Here is a 20,575-nt window from a genome sequence, read left to right as displayed (position 1 = left end):
TTTTTCATAAGCTACAAGAATTTCCTTCAGATCCGAGAAACCTGGTACGATTCATGCTTAATCTATAGGCAAAAGTTGTTTTTTCTGTAGAAATCGGAAGGATGTCGGCATATATGGTTAAAAAATGGTTTATTTGTTCATTAAATAAGCATACTGTTTTGGTCACTAGCAAGGTCTTTCTGTATTCTTTCGAGGCAGAGCGTAATACTAAAGAGCAAGAACTATGAGCGTGAAAAAATTTAATCCCATCCAATCCATCCATGAAGTAGCAACCGCTATGAATTCCACCCAAGACCCGGACGGGCTTCTTGAGCTTATTTTGGATCGATGCATCCAAATCTGCGGAGTGGAGTCTGGATCCTTAATGCTCATCGATGAAAAACATGGGGTTCTGGACGCTGTCACCTCTCGGGGAATGAACCAACAGCTGCTTCGCGAAACCAAACTCAAAATTGGGCAAGGGATTACGGGGATGGCGGCCTCTACGGGGAAAGCAAAACTTGTTAACGATGTTTCAAAAGATCCAGACTATATTCAGGTTAAAGAAGAAATCAAATCAGAGTTAGTTGCCCCTATGATTGTAGAAGATGACATCATTGGTGTGATCTCACTTGACTCCAATCGCCTGAATGCCTTTACCGCTGAGATGTTAGAGATTGTTAGCGTGCTTGCAAACCAAGCCGGACAAATTTTTAAAAATCTACAAACGATTCGTAGTTTAGAACAACGAACTAAAATCCAGGCAACACTCATTGAGATTTCCAAGGTGGTTAGCTCCACTTTGGACCAAAATGAGGTTTTTGATTCCATAATGGTCACTATGGAAAAATCCCTTCGATTGGAAAAAGGGAGTATTGTATTATTTAATAAAGAGGAAGGACTACTTCGCATTGTTGCGGCATCGGGTCTTTCCCCGGAAGAAATTGATAAAGGAACTTACCAACCAGGTGAAGGCATTACGGGAAAGGTATATGAATCTGGAGAACCAATTATCATTGAGTCTGTTGCAAGTCATCCAGACTTTTTGAATCGAGTAGGATACCTATCGCATTTTAAACATGATCCACATAATGTAAGTTTGTTGTGTGCTCCAATATTAAGTGAACAAACAATGTTAGGTGTTGTAAATGCATTTATTGTTCAAAACAAACATACAGATTTAAAATCCTTTTTAGATTTTTTGCAAGTGGTTGCCTCCATTATCTCTCAGTCGATTAAAATTCAAAATCTGGTAGAAGAGGCTAAAAAAGAGATTTCTCGTGAAAATATCCAACTCAAAAGAGAATTAAAGAATAAATATAAGTTTGGATCACTCATTGGAAAAGCAGCGAGTATGGAGAAGATGTTTGAAAAAATCCAACTTGTTGCGGATTCCAGAGCATCGGTTTTGATTACGGGAGAATCGGGGACAGGAAAGGAGATGATTGCCAACGCAATTCATTACAATAGTTCGCGTTCTGAAAATCCATTTATCAAAATCAACTGTGCTGCCATTCCTGAGAACCTACTGGAGAGTGAACTCTTTGGTCATAAAAAAGGATCCTTTACCGGAGCAGTTACTGATAAAAAAGGGAAGTTTGAATTAGCAGATACTGGAACTATCTTTCTAGATGAGATCGGTGAAATGGATTTAAACCTACAATCCAAATTGCTTCGCGTTTTGCAGGAACGTGAGATTGAAGCGATTGGTTCTGTAAAGGCCAAAAAAGTAGATGTAAGAATTATTGCTGCAACCAATGCCGAATTGGAACAACTTGTTTCTGAAAAAAAGTTTAGAGCAGATCTTTTTTATCGATTGAACGTAGTAAAGATCAACACACCACCGTTACGTGATCGAGTAGAAGACATCCCGTTACTAATGAATCACTTCTTGGAAAAATATACTAAAGATAATAATAAGGTAATTAAAGGTATCTCTCGGGAAGCTTCTAAGCTCCTTTTGAAATACCGTTGGCCAGGTAACGTTCGTGAGTTGGAAAATGTCATTGAAAGGGCAGTGGTTCTGGCTCAGGATGAAATACTAAGTGAAGAAGATTTCTCAGATATCCTTGCTAGTTTGGAAGATATGCCAGAACATACAACGGAAGTGGCGCAACTCAATCATGTGGAAACCGCATCTGGTGCGGAACCATTAGATTTAGGATCGGGGCGATTGACACCAGGACAACTCGATGGTCTAGACGGTCGTGCTATGGAAATTGTTGTCAGTGAAGTAGAATCAAGACTCATTCAATATGCAATGAAAAAGTTCCGTTATACAAAAACCCGTGTGGCAAAATTTTTGGGAATTAACCGAAACACTTTGGATAAAAAAATCAAAGAACTAAATATCGAATATTAGATTTTAATTCAGTTCGTTGGTTCTGGGAAATGATTTAAATGATGAATCGGTCCAGTTTTTATTTCATCTTCTAGCGTTAGGTGAAGGTATTCTTTTGCAGAACCAACTGCTTCGGGTAAGTTTTTTCCATGCGCAAGGAAAGAGGTAATCGCAGCGGAGTAAGTGCAGCCTGTTCCATGTGTATTTTTACCTTTTAAGAATGGTTTGGAAAAAATATAAGAAGATTTTCCATCGAACAAAACATCCGTGGCTTCCGTTGCGTTTGGTAAATGTCCCCCTTTTAAAAGAACAGGAACTTTGTATTTTTGAAATAATTTTTCTGCCATAGGAACCAATTGGTCGTATTGGTGAATATTTTCACCTAGAAGTAGCGACGCCTCGTCCAAGTTAGGTGTAATTAGTTTTGCAAGTGGTAAAAGGTCTTTGGTTAAAGATTGAATTGCATCGTCTTTTAAGAGTTTTGCACCACTTGTGGCGACCATCACTGGATCAACGACTAGTTGTATGTCGGGATTCTCGGAAAAAAAATCGGCAACTGCTTCTATGATATTTGCAGAATATAACATTCCCGTTTTTGCTGCTTTGACTTGAAAATATCCTGCGACAGCTTTTAGCTGCGCGGAAACAAAGTCTGGGGAAATTTCAAAGATATCGCTCACTCCATCGGGATTTTGAGCTGTCAAACAAGTAAAGACAGTGGTTCCAAAAGAAGCGAGGGATGAAAATGTTTTTAGATCCGCTTGTACACCGGCACCACCTCCCGAGTCGGAACCGGCAATTGTTAAGGTAATGGGGAAATCTTTTTTCATATTATGGAAACCATCCGTACTTGTCAAAATTTAAGCGATCATTGTTTAAATCAAAGATAACACCTTCGGATTGTAGGATTTTTTTCTGCAAGTCTGCGCGGAAACCATCACCTCGAAACGAAATGCTACCTTGGGCATTGATCACTCGTTGCCAGGGGATTTTTTGTTCCATTTCTTTTTTGAGCGCGTTCAAAGCATATCCGACGGCCCGTGCAGCTCTAGGACTCCCCAGAAGTAAAGCGATATGCCCGTAGGTAGTTACTTTTCCCTTGGGAATTTTTTTTACGACCGCATAGACAGAATCGTAAAAATTCGTACTTTTAGTTTTAGCTGTGTCCATTGAATTTGGATTTATATCCTAATTATTTAATTCTTTTGTAAATTCCTTTTTAAAAACCATCATTGAAATGAAAATCTCAGAATACGCAAAACATTTGTTACTTGCTCCAAACTTAGAAGATAAACTTTTACCTCCAAGTCGCCAATGGGAGGAGGAAACGGAGTTTACTGCGTTGCGGATCGAAACACCCGGACGTTCGACTAAATTCCAGTTTTCCGATAAGAAAGTAAAAATCCCTCGTTTGGAACATCTGGGTTTAGAATCCAATCGGGGCCTCAGTCTTCATCATTTTGCAAATCATGAACTTATGGCAATTGAGTTATTTGCTTGGGCGTTGCTCGCCTTTCCTTTGGCACCTAAATCCATCCGCAATGGATTTTTAAAAACAATCGAAGAAGAACAAACTCATTTAAAATTGTATTTGCAACGAATGAGAGAGTTTGGAATCGATTTTGGTGACATTCCTTTGAATTATATATTTTGGAAACAGTTAGGACAATTTGGAAGTTTAGAATCTTTTTCTGCGGTTATGTCTATTTCTTTCGAAGGTGCAAACTTGGACTATGCGCAAGTTTACGCACAAGTTTTTTCCTATTTTGGTGATCAGCTAACATCTGATATAATGCTTACTATATTTGAAGATGAAGTGAAACATGTGAAAAGAGGACTTCGTGCTTTTGAACGTTCTGTTCCAGATAATACGAACCATTGGGATCATTACCTCTCACTCATTCAATTCCCTTTTACTCCTAGACGAGCGAAAGGGTATCTTTACCTTCCAGAAACTAGATCACTTGCCGGTATGGATTCAGAGTTTATCCAATCTCTCGGAAATTATGAAGATGAATACACGGGGCGAGTGAATTTGGAATCTGTAAAAAAATTCGGACTTGGCGAGACCATCCTTAGAAAAAACAGACTTGATTCTCATTCCCCGAACCTTTAAGATCTAGAAGGAAGGTGATTATGAAATTGAGAATGATGTTGAGTTTATTATTGTTTTTGTCAGCACTCGGAATTGTACTGAATGCGGAAAAAAAAGCCACTGCTTCTGTAGAAATGAATCTTCATGATTTTATGGAAGATTATACAAAACCGGCTACGAAGTTGTATGACAAAAAAGATAACGCAGACTATCTCAACAAAATATTAGAAAAGGTACCAGACATGGCACCGGATGACCAAAAGGTAGAGTGGAAAGAAATCATTGATGCCAAGTTAGCGGTGGGAAAACCTGATGAAACTTGTAAGTCATGTCATACAAAATTCAAGAAAGAATACAAAGCCAAGTATAGAAAAAAACTCATTCCTATTCCAGAAGACCTCCTCGGTTTTCCTGCGGAAATCAAAGCGCTATTAAAGAAGTAAATTGATTCTTCCGTTCCTGTTTGTGCGGGAACGGATTCTCATGACACAAATCCGTAATTTCAAATTTCCAATCCTGGTTTTTGGATTGTTCTTATATTTCTCTATATTGAATGCAGAGGAAACAAAACCGCAGACGACAGAATCACCTATTTTAGCAAAGAGTCCGTTTCCGACTAGCTTGAAGTTTGGTGCCTTTGTGGATACTTTTTACTCGCATAATAGAAATCACCCGCTATCGAAAGAACGTCAATACACAACTCAAGCTGTTCGTAACGATGAGTTTAATATCAATTTAGGTTTTGTGGATGCTAAGTGGCAGGAAGAAAAAATCAGAGGTCGGTTGGCTTTTCAGTTTGGGACATCGGTAAATACAAATTATGCGGCAGAAGCAAACAAAGATGTCAGCTCCAATCAAAATTCAGTAAAACACATTCAAGAGGCATACGTCGGCTTTAAGTTAGCAAAAGATACTTGGGTGGATGGGGGAATTTATTTTGGCCATATAGGTCATGAATCATGGATTTCTTCAGATAACTGGAATTATACTCGGGCACTGGCTCTTGATTACGTTCCCTATTATTCCTCTGGGGTTCGCCTTACAACCAAGTTTACCGATAAATTTCAATTTCAATTTCATGTGATGAATGGTTGGCAAAACATTACAGATCAAAACAAAGACAAATCTCTTGGATCTCAGTTTAAGTTTTTTTTGGCACCTAATTTTACAATTACGGCAAATCAATTTGTTGGGAATGAAGCTCCTGATTATGAACGGAAACAAACAAGACTTTATAATAATACAATTTTAGAATGGAAGGCGTTGGATTGGTTGTCATTTGCTGTTTCCGGCGATGTTGGTGCACAAAAAGCAAAAGAATCATTCCAATACGAACCTTGGTGGAAAGAAATCAATCCAACACTTGGAATTTATACCAATCGAGAGTCTGGTGTTTATAATCAGTGGTATCATGGAACGTTTTGGACAAGTTTTCGTTATGAGGATTTGTATCGTCTTAGTTTTCGCATGGAACGATTTTATGATCCAAAACAAGTAATGGCTACTACGTATACACGCAATGGATTTATGACCAATGGTTACACGGTTACATTTGATTTATTACATTGGAATCCTGGTATGATTCGTTTTGAAATGATCCAAAGAGAATCTATGGATCCTGTTTTTGAAACAGATAAAAATAAACACACTCGCGTAGAACGTTTGTTCGTTGTAGCGGCTTCTGTTCGGTATTAGGTATTTTAAGAAAAAACTCCAAACCACTATACTGGTTTGGAGTTTAAGTTAGGAGAGTTGGGAAACGTTAAGTTTCTTTATTGTTAAATGTATTTAGGTTTTCTTCTTTTTCTTTGCCTGTTTTTTCTTTTTCTTTGGGGTTTCGTCTTCTTCATCATCATCTTCCAAAGGTTCTTCGCTTAGTTCAGTCACAAAGTCAAGGAAAGGGATATGCTTTTTGTGGCTCATCTCTTCAAGTTCCTTTGCATTTGGTTTTCTTTCCCCTACAACTACCAAATAAAGAGAAGGAAGGATGGTTAAAACAAGACACATTGCAGAGAACAATCCACCTACAATTACGGTAGCAAGCGGTCTTTGAACGTCCGAACCCACCCCTGTTCCGAGAGTTGCTGGAATTAGACCAAGTAACGCAAGTAACATTGTCATTAGCATTGGACGTAACTGGATTACCGCAGCTTTCTTCACAGCGGCCTTTGTGGTAATTTCAGGCTCTTCAATTAATAAATGGTTGGTTCTGGAAACGAACAATACACCGGCCATTGTTGCAATTCCAAAGAGCGAGATAAAACCCACACCACCGGAAACGTTGAAGTAGTAACCTCTCATTAGAAGAGCATAGATACCGCCGAGGAGTGAGAGTGGAATACAGGCTAAGGCAACGTATACATACTTGAGGTTTCTATACAACATATAGAGGACACCGAAAATAATGAGAATCGTAATTGGTATGACAAGGGCTAACTTTTTACCAACACGTGATAGGTTCTCGTATTGTCCTCCAAATCGGATTTCATATCCATCAGGAAGTTTGATTTTTTTCTTCACTCGTTTTTGAAGTTCAGAAACAAATCCACCTTGGTCACGACCGCGGATATTCGTCCGAACAGTTACAACTCGGCGACCTTCTTGCCGGAAGATCATAGTAGGTCCATCAATCACTTCAATATCAGCCAACTGCGATAAAGGAATCCTTTCTCCCTTCGGTGAAATGATTGGCATGTTTTCGATAGCTTGTTTGGATGCACGGTATTCTTTCGAAAATCGAACTACAATTCCAAATCGTGCCGGAGTTTTTGGAGGAATATCAGAAGGGCCTTCGTATAGGGTGCTCACTCGTTGCATTCCAATGGCAGCTTCAATCATTTGTTGGATGTCAATGACGTTAATTCCAAATCGTGCAGCAGCTTCTCTATTGATACTGATGGTTAGCTGAGGGCTTTCCGCTTCTTGTTCAATACCGAATTCACTTGCACCTTTCATTTCCTTGATTTCTTCAAGGACTTCATTTCCGATCCCTCGCATGATTTTTAAGTCGTTACCGGAGACAAAGACAGCTAAATCTGCAATGGTTCCCATAATGGCTTCCGATAGGTTATCCATAATTGGCTGTGAAAAGCTGACTCGCGCACCAGGAAGCGTTGCTTCTAAATCATTTCGCATTCGAAAGAGTAATTCTTGTTTGGTGATCTTTTCTTTCCATTTATTGTAGTCTTTCAAACCAATAAGAACCTCTAATCGGTTTGGTGGAAGTGGATCTGTTCCATCATCATTTCTTCCTAACTGAGAAATCACAACGCTGACTTGTTCATTTTTATAAATAGTCTGACGGATTTTTGGCATAAACTTTCTTGCTTCCGGTAGGGAGATACCTACAGGAAAGAAGATACGAATGTTAAATCCACCTTCGTCCATCTCAGGAAGGAATTCTGTTCCGAGTGAAAACATACCGATGGCAAGAAAAATGGTCACTACACTGAATGTGTATTTTACGGCTTTACGTGATCTATCGACAATGAATTCGATGATTCGTTTGTAACGTATTTCTATCCAATCATATACCGGGTTATGCCATTCGATGGGTCCCGGATTTTTTGATTCGAAATAAGTTTTGTAGATGATGGACATGAGTACAGGAATCACAGCCATCGCAAAAATTAAGGCGCCTAGGATTGCAAAGGAGATGGTGAAAGCCATCGGTTTGAATAAACGACCTTCGATCCTTTCAAAAGAGAAAATGGGGAGGTAGGCTAAAATAATAATCAAAATGGAAAATAGGATTTCTGTTCCTACTTCCGATGCTGCGTCGCGTGTAAATGCTAAGATACCATGTGATTTTTCTTCTGGAGTTGCATCTCGGTATCTCCTCATGATATTTTCCACCATGATCACGGCCCCATCCACAATGATACCAAAGTCTATGGCACCTAATGAAAGTAAACTTGCCGGAATTCCTGTCAGGTTCATGAGTAGGAAAGCAAACAACATCGCAAATGGAATTGTTGCAACCACAACAAGAGAAGCACGTACACTTCCGATAAAGAAAATCAATACTAAACTAACGACGACGACACCTTCGACTAGTGTTTTACCTATCGTGCGAAGAGTATAATTTACTAAGTCTGTTCTGTCATAAGTATTGCGTAGTTGTACTCCTTTTGGAAGATAGTTTTCGTTGATTTCTTTGACTTTTTCACGAATCCTTTCCCCCATTTCATTTGGGTCTCCCCAACGGCGCATGGCCACCAAACCTTGGACAGATGAATCTACATCAATAAGACCTTCATCATCATTTTGGATGGTATAACCTAACACCCCACTGGGGATGGGATGAGAAATTTCAACAGAACCTAAATCCCGGATAAAAACCGGAACACCATTTACCGTTTTAACAACTATGTTTTCAATGTGTTTCGGATCTCTGATGGCACCAAGGGAACGAATAGGAAAACCTTGTTCTCCTTGGAGAAGTAAGTTCCCTCCTGTGTTTAAGTTGTTTTCTTGAATGGCTTTGATCACATCGCCAATGGTCAATTTGAAACGAATTAACTTATCAGGGGAAGTGACCACATGGTATTGTTTGGGAAGTCCACCAAATGTAACAACATCGGCGATTCCCGGAATTTGTAACATCTTTGGCATCACAATCCAATCTTGGATGGTTCGAAGTTCCATTGGTGTATGGTTTTCTGAAGATTCTACAACGTAGCGATAGATCTCACCCACTGGTGAGCTCATAGGCCCAAGTGCCGGATGAACGTCTTCAGGAATGTCTGCATCCGCAACACGTTCCATAAGTCGCATACGTGCGAAATAATCGTCTGTTCCATCTTCAAAAACAAATTGAAATACAACTAATCCGTTGATGGTTCTGGATCTTCTTACTGCTACTTTAGGAATGGCATTTAGCACCCGTTCAATGGGAAGTGTAACTCGTTCTTCTACTTCCACTGCGGCTTTACCAGGAAATTTTGCAATGAGACGAACTTGTGTGTCGGCAATATCGGAATAAGCTTCTTTACGAATGTCAATCCATGCCCAGAGTCCAAAAAGTACGGCAACAGCTGCCGCGACGAGTGTGGTGATACGGTTTTTAAGTGCTTTTTCTATAAAATCTTTAATCATGATATTCCCTCGTATTGAAGAGGTAACCCATCTGTAGTAATAACTGCGGGTTTTTGTAGTCGCCTTGTCCGACCCCACCACCTACTTGCAAAAAGAAGTTCCCAAGTAGAAAGTCGTAAGTCAAACCGATGTACCTTTGTGAAAGATGAACTCTCTGCCTTTCCCTGCTTTCGTATTCTAAATAAGTTCCAAAGTTACTATCAATGGAGTTTACGTAGGAACGAATGAGTAAGTCTTCCTGCGAAGGATCTCTGCGGTTGTATCCAGGAATATTGAGACCTGTGGGATAGGAAGATTGTCCACCGCGACCCACTTCCGGTGCAAATGGATTCACTTCAAAATAACCACCGACAATGGAAATGCTATGGGCAATGACAGGTGTTTTCCAGAATGTATATCCTAAATCTACCTGACCACCATACCAATGAGGTCCCCATGCTCCGCCTGATCCTCGTAATACGACATCTTTGAAGTAATATCCTAAATTAAAATTCAAACTTGCTGGAGAACCAATCGACGCACCGTAAACCCAGAAATTGGTAGACTTTGGAAGTCGTTTAGCATCTAAACTATCGGCTTTTAATTTTTCATCTTCACCAAAGGCCGACTGGTCAGACTTAGTTGGTGCCCATTCTGGTTTGATTTCATTTCCCTCTTTATCTTTAGGATAAGGAGAAGTTTGTGCAAACAAAGAAGGAGCGAGTAAAAAAACGGTAATGAATAGAAGGATCAGTTTTTTCATATTAAAAACCAAAACTTAAACCTTTCAGAAGAATGGAGCCTTGGATGGCTACCTTCTCACCAGGGGTAAGACCTTCGATAATATTGACTCTTTCTTTTGTAGAGATTCCCAATACTACCTCTCGCCTTTTGAATGTTAAAGGTTGTTCTTCCACGAATACATAATTTTTACCTTCAACAGTCACAATCGCTGTGTAAGGGAGGACAACACTATCACCGCCAGTTTGTTCTGGGAATTTCACAACTCCAAACATACCTGGTTTTAATCTGTATTTATCGTTTACAACGATGATTCTCATTTTTGCAGTTCTTGTCAGAGGATCTACGTTATCTCCAATGGCTTCTGCGGTTCCGATAAATTCTTCATCAGGGAAAGATGCGAATACTACTTTTACTTTTTTCCCTTTGCGTAAGGTAGAGATTTGGGATTCAGGAACGTCAGTGATGATCCAAGCTTTTAAACTTCCTGCAGTACTCAATTCACTTGGGTTTAAACCTTGTGCTCTCAGTTTTCCTTCGAATTCTGCAAGTTCTGCCGCATCGTTTCCAGAGTCTGTTTCAGATTCCACTAAGTCTTTTTCTGTGGCGACTCGGTGAACAAACATATCTTTAATCCGGCTTAAGTTTTTGTTAGATCTATGTAATTTGTTTTTTGCATGGATATAACCAACATAAAGATCGTTTAACTCAGCTGATTCGAAGAGAATGATTCGTGATCCGTTACTTACAGAAGGAGAAGTAGATGCAATGAGTCTTGCTGGTGCTTCTAGACTTACAAACTCACCACCACCACCAATTGCCGTTGATTTCACAATTTCAAGGCCGGGACTGTTAGGTTTAAAAACGATGCGTAGCCCTCCGTCAAAAACTTCCGCTTTTTCGGGATGTTTGTGAGCAGGTTTTGCTGGTTTAGAAAAAACCATAAATAGGATTGCTATGACTACAACTGCCACTCCTGAGATCAGGAGGATTTTTGCCTTTTGGTTTAGAGATTTTAAGGTGATTAACATTTTATTCCTCAGATTTAGGATTGGTTTGATTTTCAGATTTAGGGATAAAGATTCCTTTACCCACGGAGTAGTTTACATTTTCAATGGCTTCCATTCGATCCGTTTGGAGTTTTAACATCTCCACAATACTGGAACGATAGGTTTCAAAGAAGTCGGCAAATTCTAAAATGGTTATGTATTTCTTTTCATAACTCATAATCATATCTAATGATAAACTTCCGTAATCTTTGATATACGCGTTACTAAAACGTTTATAAAGTGCGTCTTTAATTCGTGCAGATTGGTAGGCAACGGCTACTTCGTTTTCTACTTCGAGGATATTGTTCTTTAACTCTTGTTTGCGGACAAGAATTGCTTTTTCAGCAGCTTGGATATTTCCTTGGTTTCTATCAAAGAGTGGGACACTAAGTTGTGCTGTGACCCCCCAATAGTTTTGGAAAGCAGTACCACCACGGTTATAAACAGGACCAAATGATAAATCAGGAATGGCATTTGCATATTGAAGTTCCAAATTGGCTTCTTCAAAACGTAATGTTTGCAGGGCTTTTTTTAGATCGGGTCGATTTTCACGAGCGATTTCGACTAAATCTTGCAAACGAACTTCATTGGGAACAATCAAATCTAAGTTTGTTTCATTCACAATCGGACTGAATTCAATTCTTGCATCACGATACAGATCATCATTCAAAAGAACTTTTAGATCTGCTTCTTTTTCAAAAACTTTGATAGCTAAATCTTCTCTTTCTTTTTTTAAGAAAAACAAAAGTGCTTTCAAACGTAAATGCTCTGCTTGTAGGAGAGCTCTTCTTTTATAAGCAAGTTCCGAGGAATCTACAGTTTTTTCAATAGAGGCGATACTTTGGTCATAAAACACAACTGCCTTCTTGTAAAAATAAACTGTATAAAAAGTTCTTCTTAGTTTAGTAATGACGGCACGGGCTAAATCGTAAAAATCTTGTTCAGAGATCTTTGCATTGAGTTCTGCTACTTTCACTCGTTTGTCAATTTTACCACCAAGTAGGAATACTTGTTGGATTTGGATTACCGATTGCCCAGACCTCGTCGTATCAAAGTATCTTTGTGTAGGTTCAGCAAATATACTCTGGTCAATTGCTATGTTCGGATTTGCATAGAGTCCGGCTTGTAAAATCCCTGCTTTTTTTACATCGATTTGAAAGCGGGAGGCAATGAGTAACAGGTTGTTTTTCCAGAGCAGCGTCTCAGCAGATTCTAAATCAATTTCCTTTGTGAACCTTTGGTCATCAGGATACAGACTGGATCCCAAGGACGACCTTGGATTTTCATCTGAAAGTTGCCTTTTAAGCGCTTCACTTGCTTGTGCTACTCTAGTCTCCCCCCAAAGATAGGAGGTAGAAAACACGAGAAAGAGGTAGATACCGATTCTGTTATAAAAACTCATAAATTACCAAACATACAAAGATTGTGAGAAAAAGAAAACATAGGTATGACTCTATAAGTAGAGGGACATACTTCTGGATTCAACGAATGCGAAGTAGATTAAACAAAGGAAAGAGGGGGAGGAATATTTAAAAGAAGAGAGGAAAGTAAATTGGGAATGTAAGTTCCCTCTGAAATCAAATCAACATAACTAACTAAAAGCGATTCCGACAAAAGAGTGGATTTACTTTCATTAATAAAATCTAAAAAGTCCGCTCTGGAACGACCAATGGTCGCTGAATCATCAATGGCAGCGATTTTAGGACCATCGATTGCCGTGTCTTCTGGTGTTTCAAAAGACGCTGAATAAGCTTTTTTGATCTGGTGGAGATTTGCTTCCAGATAATCGGAAACTGTGTCTGACGTATCGTCCAACGAGAAACCAATGGTTACCGTTAAGAGGAAAGCTATCAGTTTTGTCGACCAGTTTGCCGTCATATTATCCACTCATTCATTTTGATTCAGGTACTCAATTCTAAAATACTTCTAATGTTTCAAACAAATCCTAAACATTGATCAGATTGAATAGAATATAGGATACGGGATATTGGACGGATACGTTTCAAAAAAAAGACTGCCCAGAGTCAGGAATTCCCCGGAACAGTCGTGAATAGTCTTTGGCAAATGAGAAACAAATCATAGGAAATGTTGAGAATATAAAAACATCCTGTGTCCCTTACGGGACACAGGTTTAAGCGGTAGAGAGGAGTTATACGGGTGGAGGTAGACTCAGGTAACGAGAGGCAAGAAGCCCAGAGATAAAAGAGGAATGGAGGTTTTTGTTATGTGTTAGGGGAGAGGCCGTTAATGAGGACTGACCCTTCCCACTCCATGTAAGTACATCTTCTAAATCTTTTGTACCTGAAGTTTCTTCAGAAGAAGACTTGCTAATCGAAATGGAAAGTGGACCTGAGAGTTGGCTCTTTCCACCCACTCGACTGGATTTGGCTCCACGAGTGCGCACGAGTACATTTTCTTCTGAAAGAAAAGCGCTGCCCAGGGCAATGGTGAGTAGGGAAATCCCAAATATTTTTATCACATTCCTGAGCATAGATACAGTATAGACTGCATCTGATTAAAATCTAGCATTTTTTTTGGAAGGTGCTTATAAAATAAGCAGATCGACCTGAATTTTCGGATGGATCTGCCTTTGTTCGGAATTAAAGCACTTTTCCTGGGTTTAGGATCCCTTTGGGGTCAAATGCCAATTTAATGGCCCGCATGGTGTCAATTTCTGATTCGGACCTGGAAAAATTCAAATAATCCTTCTTTAGCAGTCCAATTCCATGTTCAGCAGAAATCGAACCTTTGAATTTTTGAATGAGGGTGAACATTTCAGGATCCACTTTTTTGCATTGGGTAAAGAATTCCGCATCAGATAGATCTTTTGGTTTAACAATGTTTAGGTGGAGATTCCCGTCCCCAATGTGTCCAAAAAGGGCAATGTGAAATCCTTGGTATTTCGATGTTAACAACGCTGTCATCTCATCTAAAAAAGCTTCCATGTTGCGAAGGGGAAGAGAGATATCATTTTTGTGGACTGTGTAGGCAAGAGATAAGGATTCAGAAATCCCTTCGCGATACTTCCAGAACGTTTCGTTTTGGCGTGAGTTTTGGGCAATGGTTCCATCGGTAATTAGTTCTTTTTCGGTAATGGACTCTAAGATGGAATAAAGTCTTTCTTCATCCGAATCTCCACTCACTTCAAATTCCATAAGCACATAGTATTTGCTAGGTGCTTGGAATGGATCTGGAACACCTAAATGTTCTTTCACTTTATCCAAACAATAGTCAGTTAAAAACTCAAAAGCAAGGAGGGGTAAATCGAAGTTATGTGTTTCTCGAAAGATTTCTAAGATGTTTTTGTATTCGGGGACAGCAAGGAAAATGACACGAATGTCTTTCGGAGGTTTTGTGAGTTTGACAACAGCCTCTGTAATGATTCCGAGTGTTCCTTCCGAACCGATAAACAGATGTTTGAGATCATACCCTGTATTGTTCTTTAGAATTTCTCCATTGAACCTGTAAACTTCCCCCTTCCCATTCACAACGGTAAGGCCAAGAATCCAGTCCCGGATCAGTCCATAGTGAACTACGCGAACGCCTCCCGCATTGGTGGCAATGTTTCCACCGATATGACTAGATCCAGTCGCTGCAAAATCTACAGGAAAATAAAATCCACGTTCTTCAGCTTCTTTGTGTAGGTTTTTCGTGATCATACCAGCTTGTACGTGTAAGGTGCCAAGGAAAGGATCAAAATCAACTACTTGGTTCATCTTGGATAAAGAAACAACGATCTCTCCATTTTTTGCAACAGCGCCGCCTGCATAACCTGTTCGTCCCCCCGAAGGAACTACAGCAATTTCATTTTTGTAAGCGTAAGAAACGATTGCCGCTACATCTTCTGTTGTCTCTGGAAAAACGAGGACTTGGTAATTGGGTGGATACACTTTGGTTCTATCCGTTCCATAGGAATTGAATAAAGCCTCATCCATGGTTCCATCATTTTTTTGAATGACCTTTTTATCGCCAATGAGTTGGCCTAAGTCAGTTTTAGTTTTTGTAAAATCCATTTTCTATCCTTTAGATATCAACCATGTCAATTTGAGAGTTTACCGCAGGGTCATCATCCCCTGGTGTCAAACGAGTGTAGGATCCGTCTGATTCGAGAACCCTTGCTTGGGTATTGTCTCGAAGGAGGAGTTCTAAAATTTTGCCGATTCTTTTCCTATGTTTGTCTTGTAAGATGGGAAACGTAACTTCAATTCGGCGAAGAAAGTTTCTTGGCATACAATCCGCAGATGCCAAATACACTTCTGGTTTCCCACCGTTTTCAAAACTATAAATCCTAGAGTGTTCTAAATACCGTCCTACAATGGAGCGAACATTGATCCTATCCGAAACCCCCGGAATTCCGGGCCTTAGACAGCATATCCCTCGAATGATTAGATCAATTTTGACACCAGCTTGTGAGGCTTCATAGAGTTTTAAAATCACATCAGGGTCCACAAGAGAGTTCATTTTAAAGATCACACGGGCTTGTTTTCCATTCTTTGCATTGTCTGTTTCTCTTTGGATGAGATGGAGAAACTCTTCTTTTAAGAAAGTGGGAGCAGCATAAATTTTCGAAAGCCTTGGCATCTTCCCCGAACTTGTGATGGTATTAAAAAGAATTGCAACGTCTTCTGTAATTTCTGGGTTTGCAGTGAATAAACTTATGTCGGTATAAAATCTGGCAGTGGTGGAGTTATAATTTCCCGTACCTAAGTGCACATAACGATTCAGTTTATCATCTTCTCTGCGTACGATGAGTAACATCTTACAATGGATTTTAAGACCAACCACACCATACACTACGTGGACACCGCTATCTTCTAATTTTTTTGCCCAACGGATATTTCTTTCTTCATCAAACCTTGCTTTGAGTTCCACAAGTACAGTGACTTGTTTTCCATTCTCTGCTGCTTCTCCCAAAAATTGGATGATGGGGGAATCTCCAGAGGTTCTGTACAAAGTCATTTTAATGGCCAGTACCTTCGGGTCTTGGCTTGCAATTTTTAACATGTCCTCAATGGATTTAAAACTTTCGTAAGGATGGTGGAGTAAGTGGTCGTTTTTGCGAATTTCAGAAAAGATAGATTCACTTTTTTTGGCAGCAAATCCAGACTTAGGAACGGGATAGGAATATTTCAGATGGCTTGTTTTTTCTAAACCCTGAAAAAACATCATATCGTTTAAACTAAGTAAGGTGGGAATTTCCATCACTTGGTATTCTTCCAACTCTAAAAGCCCACGTAATAGTTCTTTGATATGACCTGCACCCGAATGGACATCCAAACGAACGGCGTCTCCCCACATCCTATTTTTTAGTTCGTTTTTCATCGTGGTAAGAAGGTCACCAATGTTTTGTTCTTCGTTGATAGAGATATCTGCATCCCGAACAATTTTAAAGGTATGAATTTGTTTTACATTCATTCCATAAAAAAGGTCACCTAAATGAAGTTTAATGATTTCTTCTAATGGGAAGTATCTTCTTACATCCGATTCTTTGTTCGGTGGTAATTGTAAAAAACGAGGAAGAACACTTGGTACCTGAACGATCGCAAAAAGTTCTTTTGCTTTGTTTTTATCATCATCAGAATACAAAGTGATTCCGAGGTTCAACGTTCGGTTGAGAATATGAGGAAATGGATGGGAGGGATCAATCGCAAGAGGAGTGAGAATAGAAGACACTTCTCGTTTGTAATAGTTTTTTACAAATTGGATATCATCACCGGCAAGTTCACTTGGGTCTTGTACAACTACAATTTTGTTCGTTTTCAGTTCAATGAGGATCTCATTTAGGGATTCATATTGTCCTTTGACAAATTCTCCCACTTTGGAATAAAGTTCGGCAACAGTTTCGGAAGTTCGTTTTCCGTTGAGGCTTCGTTCTTCAATTCCTGCATTTTTTAGGTTCACAAGTCCGGCCACACGGACCATAAAAAACTCGTCTAAATTCGATTCTGTGATACAAAGAAACTTAAGGCGTTCGAGAAGAGGGTTTTCTTTGTCGAAGGACTCTTCGAGGACACGGTGGTTGAAGTCGACCCAGGAAAGTTCGCGGTCGAAGAAGATATTTTGGTTCCCCAGTTCTATTTTTTCTGTAGGGCTAGCAGTCATAATTCTAGGATTTGGGAAGGAAAAAATTCTGTAAATTCCTAATCCTTTTGTAGAATTCGACGACATTAGATTCAGAGGAATTTGAGACGATATGCCAGCATACACCATGCCGGGTTTGATGACCGGGCAAAATACAAACGATATCGTTAAAAAACTGGTCGAACTCGAGCGTAGACCCATCAGGCGTTGGGAAACGGAAAACGAGTATGCCAAAGCACAAATGCAAATTTGGGGTGAGGTAAAAAACCTGACCACAAACCTCCAAACCAAAACGCGCGCCCTTGTTTCCTTTACCGCACCTTTTGCTACCAAATCGGTCTCTTCTTCCGAAGAAGGGGTGATTACAGGTGAAGCCTCTCGTGCTGCTAAGTCGGGAAACCGAGCTCTAGAGATCACAGAAATGGCAAGCAAACACCAGTTATCTGGTGTTGCGATCGATACAGACATTCGTTTGCCAGAAGGTAGTTTTACAATCTACTCTGGAAAGTCGAAAGAAAATGTCACCTTTCCTGGTGGGGGACTCACGGAACTCACACAAGCCATTAAAAATATGGCCGGTGGTCTTGCCGAAACATCTCTCATTAAAATTGATAAAGACTCCTCCATTCTCACCGTAACTTCCGTAAAGACCGGTAAAAAAAATGAACTCCAGTTTTCGGATCCCAATGGAATTTTGAAACTGGCAGGTCTTGTTGGGGAAAACAAGGCGGGTCTTGAAAACACAAATCAATTATTATCCTTAGATATACTCAAATCCAAAGTCTGGGAACCGACAAAGTTTAAAAAATCGGAAACAGAAACCGAGAAATTGGTCCAAACCGAAGAAGGAATTTCGATTAAAGCAGACACTGCGTTTGCAGTCCCGATTGCTGTGACCGAAATTAAAGAAAGAGCTTTTGTCGAAATCGAAATTGTTGGGGAAGCTCCTGCGGTGATGGAGCTCGGGATTGGTTTTGAAAAAGAGGGTAGTGTCCGTAATAAATTCCTTCCTATTACCAAAACGGAATCCAAATATATTTTCCCTGCGGGTGATTATGCTTCGGATAAAAATCTAACAACAATTATACTATCAAATGCGGCGACCACACCAGTTCTTATCAAATCAGTAACTCTTGTGACTCCCCCGGCTCCGGGAACGGCGGAGCCATTAAAGGTATTACAAGAAGGGAAAGACCTTAAAATCAAAATTGATGGAGTGGAAATCACTCGTGAAACAAACGACGCCATCGCTGATGTTTTAGAAGGAATTTCTTTTAATGTTCACAAAGTCACAGAAAAACCTGTGACTTTAAAGATCCATGTGGATCATGCTAAGGGTTCTGCTCTCATCAAAGAATGGGTGGATGCCTATAACGAACTTATGAAGTTTTCAAAGGAAGTGATTTCCGTTGAAAAAAATGCAAGAATCTCTGATAAAAAAGAAAGTGATGATTCCAAAGCCGCAGATATCTCCAAGGATTTTTGGGATAACAAATCTAAGTCAGGAATCCTAGCCGGTGAAAATTCGATCCAAAGACTAATCGCATCTTTAAAAACAACAGCTAACTCGTACTATCCGGCACCGAAAGACAATGGATTTAAAGTTCTGACAGACATTGGAATCTCCACTGGGGCTGTGGGATCCAACTGGGAAAAAATCCAAGATGGACTATTACAAATCGACCAAGAAAGACTTGTATCTGTTCTTTCTGAAAATCCGGATGGAGTTCGTGATTTGTTTGCCTCTGACCCGAATAACGATGCAAAGATGGAAGAAGGTGTTGGGATTCGTTTATTAGAAATCCTGAAACCTTACAACCAGTATGCATCTGGAATTGTCACAAGCAAAGTAAAACTTCTTGAAGAAAGTGTCGCAGGAAATAATAAAAAAATCAAAGAACATGAGTCTCATCTCATTAGTTTTGAAGCCAAACTGAAACAACGTTTTCTCTACATGGAACAAGGTGTAGGGAAAAACAAATCAGTTGGGAACTATTTGCAGAATAATATGTTTAGAGGTAACGGTGGGGAATGATGAATATTTATATCAACGAACAACAATTAGATACTAAACTGGATGGCGAAACAAACCTCGGCCAAGTATTGGATGAAATTCAAAAATGGATTGAATCCAATGGAAAGTATCTTCGTCATTTCACGGTCAACGGTAAAGAACTGAATCGTTCTGATTTAAATGCTGTGGGTGTGGATGAAACAGAACGTTTGGATTTATTTGTGGGTGAAGAATTAGATGTCATCGAAGATAGTCTTTGGGAAGTGGATAACTACGTAGACAAAGTGGGAACCACTCTTGTGGGTCGCGATTCTCTGACGGAAAAAGAAACCGAAGATCTAAAAGAAGGAATCCCCTGGATCATCTCCATGATCCAAACCACAACAAAAATTCTTAATCTAAACCTGACTCTTATCCAACCGATGGGAAAAGGAAAGAACGTCCAAGAAATTTTAGAGTCCTTACAAAGTGGATCCGAAGTTTTAGATTCTACAAAAGCCATTGATACCTTTTTAGAGGACCTTCGAGATGTAAAACTATTCCTTATGGATCTTAGCACTCGCCTTGCCGTGATGCGTATGGATGAAAGTGAACTCATAGAAATCATTTCTCGTTTTGTGGATGATAAAGAAAAAGTTATCAAAGACTTTATGGCAGTGAATGAAAACTTCCAATCAGGAAAAGATCATTTGGCTTCTGAGATTTTGAATGATGCTGTGGGTCGGTTGACTGGTCTTATGTCGGCTCTTGTATCAGTGCAAACTCGTCATGCAGAATTGGATTGGCAGTCTCTTGCTATCGATGAGAAAAAGTTATCGGATGTGATTACTAGTTTGAATGGAACACTTTCTAACATTGCTTCTGCGATGGAAAAAAATGATATTGTCTATGCGGGTGATATTTTGGAATACGAACTTCCTGAGTTACTCGATGCGTTTATTCCTTTTCTCTCTCTTGTATTAGAAAGAGTTTCTGTTTAAAGATTTGGTTCTTTGGGGAATTGGGCAAAAATCCGGTTCCCCACTCCAAACAAAACCCCCACCAAAAAAACTACTCCACCCCAAACCAGATTCAGATTCCATCCCAAGGACTTTTCATACATAGGATCGGACCAGGTCCAAACTCCGTAGGATGAGAGTATCAGTCCAAGGGTCAGAAACAAGGCGGCCAAAATGGAGGATAGGGAAATCATCCCACTA

17 protein-coding genes are annotated in these 20,575 nt (G+C 39.7%); 6 read left to right on the top strand and 11 right to left on the bottom strand.

Annotated features, from left to right (window positions below; all coding sequences use genetic code 11):
* The first annotated feature begins 223 nt into the window (after window positions 1-223).
* Complete coding sequence (locus tag LEP1GSC195_RS11640; protein WP_408605928.1) at window positions 224-2,341, top strand: sigma-54-dependent Fis family transcriptional regulator; 2,118 nt, start codon at window positions 224-226, stop codon at window positions 2,339-2,341.
* 8 nt (window positions 2,342-2,349) lie between these two features.
* Here the strand turns inward: LEP1GSC195_RS11640 and thiD are convergent, their stop codons facing one another.
* Together thiD and LEP1GSC195_RS11630 are read right to left on the bottom strand one after the other, a co-directional pair.
* Complete coding sequence (thiD, locus tag LEP1GSC195_RS11635) at window positions 2,350-3,150, bottom strand: bifunctional hydroxymethylpyrimidine kinase/phosphomethylpyrimidine kinase (protein ID WP_015682423.1); 801 nt, start codon at window positions 3,148-3,150, stop codon at window positions 2,350-2,352.
* A 1-nt stretch (window position 3,151) separates the two neighbouring features.
* Window positions 3,152-3,490, bottom strand: a complete 339-nt coding sequence (locus LEP1GSC195_RS11630; protein ID WP_015681471.1) for an MGMT family protein — start codon at window positions 3,488-3,490, stop codon at window positions 3,152-3,154.
* Window positions 3,491-3,557: 67 nt separating this feature from the next.
* Between LEP1GSC195_RS11630 and LEP1GSC195_RS11625 the strand changes: the two genes are divergently transcribed.
* Genes LEP1GSC195_RS11625 through LEP1GSC195_RS11615 form a run of 3 tightly spaced genes read left to right on the top strand, consistent with a single transcriptional unit; the run spans window position 3,558 to window position 6,110 of the window.
* The gene (locus LEP1GSC195_RS11625; protein ID WP_015681299.1) at window positions 3,558-4,436 is read left to right on the top strand and encodes a DUF455 family protein; all 879 of its coding nucleotides are present in this window, start codon (window positions 3,558-3,560) and stop codon (window positions 4,434-4,436) included.
* Window positions 4,437-4,456: 20 nt separating this feature from the next.
* Complete coding sequence (locus LEP1GSC195_RS11620) at window positions 4,457-4,858, top strand: hypothetical protein (protein ID WP_015682792.1); 402 nt, start codon at window positions 4,457-4,459, stop codon at window positions 4,856-4,858.
* A 40-nt stretch (window positions 4,859-4,898) separates the two neighbouring features.
* Window positions 4,899-6,110, top strand: a complete 1,212-nt coding sequence (locus tag LEP1GSC195_RS11615; protein ID WP_015680811.1) for a porin — start codon at window positions 4,899-4,901, stop codon at window positions 6,108-6,110.
* A 93-nt stretch (window positions 6,111-6,203) separates the two neighbouring features.
* Here the strand turns inward: LEP1GSC195_RS11615 and LEP1GSC195_RS11610 are convergent, their stop codons facing one another.
* The 8 genes from LEP1GSC195_RS11610 to ppk1 form a co-directional block, all read right to left on the bottom strand.
* Window positions 6,204-9,512, bottom strand: coding sequence for an efflux RND transporter permease subunit (locus tag LEP1GSC195_RS11610; protein ID WP_015681144.1), 3,309 nt, complete (start codon window positions 9,510-9,512; stop codon window positions 6,204-6,206).
* Window positions 9,505-10,254 (bottom strand): hypothetical protein, encoded by a 750-nt coding sequence (locus LEP1GSC195_RS11605; RefSeq protein ID WP_015682090.1) that lies wholly within the window; start codon window positions 10,252-10,254, stop codon window positions 9,505-9,507. The genes LEP1GSC195_RS11610 and LEP1GSC195_RS11605 overlap by 8 nt, the downstream gene beginning before the upstream one ends.
* A 1-nt stretch (window position 10,255) precedes the next feature.
* Window positions 10,256-11,263, bottom strand: coding sequence for an efflux RND transporter periplasmic adaptor subunit (locus LEP1GSC195_RS11600; protein WP_015682416.1), 1,008 nt, complete (start codon window positions 11,261-11,263; stop codon window positions 10,256-10,258).
* Between the two features lies 1 nt (window position 11,264).
* Complete coding sequence (locus LEP1GSC195_RS11595) at window positions 11,265-12,683, bottom strand: TolC family protein (protein ID WP_015682552.1); 1,419 nt, start codon at window positions 12,681-12,683, stop codon at window positions 11,265-11,267.
* A 98-nt stretch (window positions 12,684-12,781) separates the two neighbouring features.
* A complete protein-coding gene (locus LEP1GSC195_RS11590; protein WP_040506673.1) occupies window positions 12,782-13,159 on the bottom strand; it encodes a hypothetical protein in 378 nt (125 codons plus the stop codon).
* 271 nt (window positions 13,160-13,430) lie between these two features.
* On the bottom strand, window positions 13,431-13,760 hold the full coding sequence (locus LEP1GSC195_RS11585; RefSeq protein ID WP_040507114.1) for a hypothetical protein: 330 nt from the start codon (window positions 13,758-13,760) through the stop codon (window positions 13,431-13,433).
* Between the two features lie 121 nt (window positions 13,761-13,881).
* Complete coding sequence (locus LEP1GSC195_RS11580; protein ID WP_015682518.1) at window positions 13,882-15,294, bottom strand: FAD-binding oxidoreductase; 1,413 nt, start codon at window positions 15,292-15,294, stop codon at window positions 13,882-13,884.
* Window positions 15,295-15,304: 10 nt separating this feature from the next.
* On the bottom strand, window positions 15,305-17,449 hold the full coding sequence (gene ppk1, locus LEP1GSC195_RS11575; protein WP_015680592.1) for a polyphosphate kinase 1: 2,145 nt from the start codon (window positions 17,447-17,449) through the stop codon (window positions 15,305-15,307).
* Window positions 17,450-17,474: 25 nt separating this feature from the next.
* On the opposite strand from ppk1, the gene fliD reads away from it, so the two are divergent.
* Both fliD and LEP1GSC195_RS11565 read left to right on the top strand, forming a co-directional pair.
* On the top strand, window positions 17,475-19,397 hold the full coding sequence (gene fliD / locus LEP1GSC195_RS11570) for a flagellar filament capping protein FliD (protein WP_015681069.1): 1,923 nt from the start codon (window positions 17,475-17,477) through the stop codon (window positions 19,395-19,397).
* Window positions 19,394-20,356, top strand: a complete 963-nt coding sequence (locus LEP1GSC195_RS11565) for a hypothetical protein (protein WP_015682699.1) — start codon at window positions 19,394-19,396, stop codon at window positions 20,354-20,356. Before fliD ends, LEP1GSC195_RS11565 begins: the two co-directional genes overlap by 4 nt.
* Here LEP1GSC195_RS11565 and LEP1GSC195_RS11560 read toward each other — a convergent pair.
* On the bottom strand, window positions 20,353-20,568 hold the full coding sequence (locus LEP1GSC195_RS11560; protein WP_015682160.1) for a hypothetical protein: 216 nt from the start codon (window positions 20,566-20,568) through the stop codon (window positions 20,353-20,355). The genes LEP1GSC195_RS11565 and LEP1GSC195_RS11560 overlap by 4 nt on opposite strands.
* Window positions 20,569-20,575: the final 7 nt, after the last annotated feature.

Source organism: Leptospira wolbachii serovar Codice str. CDC (genome assembly GCF_000332515.2).
In the GTDB taxonomy this organism is placed as follows: domain Bacteria; phylum Spirochaetota; class Leptospiria; order Leptospirales; family Leptospiraceae; genus Leptospira_A; species Leptospira_A wolbachii.
Note: the sequence above shows the minus strand (reverse complement) of the source record. Positions and strands in the feature narration are given on the sequence as shown.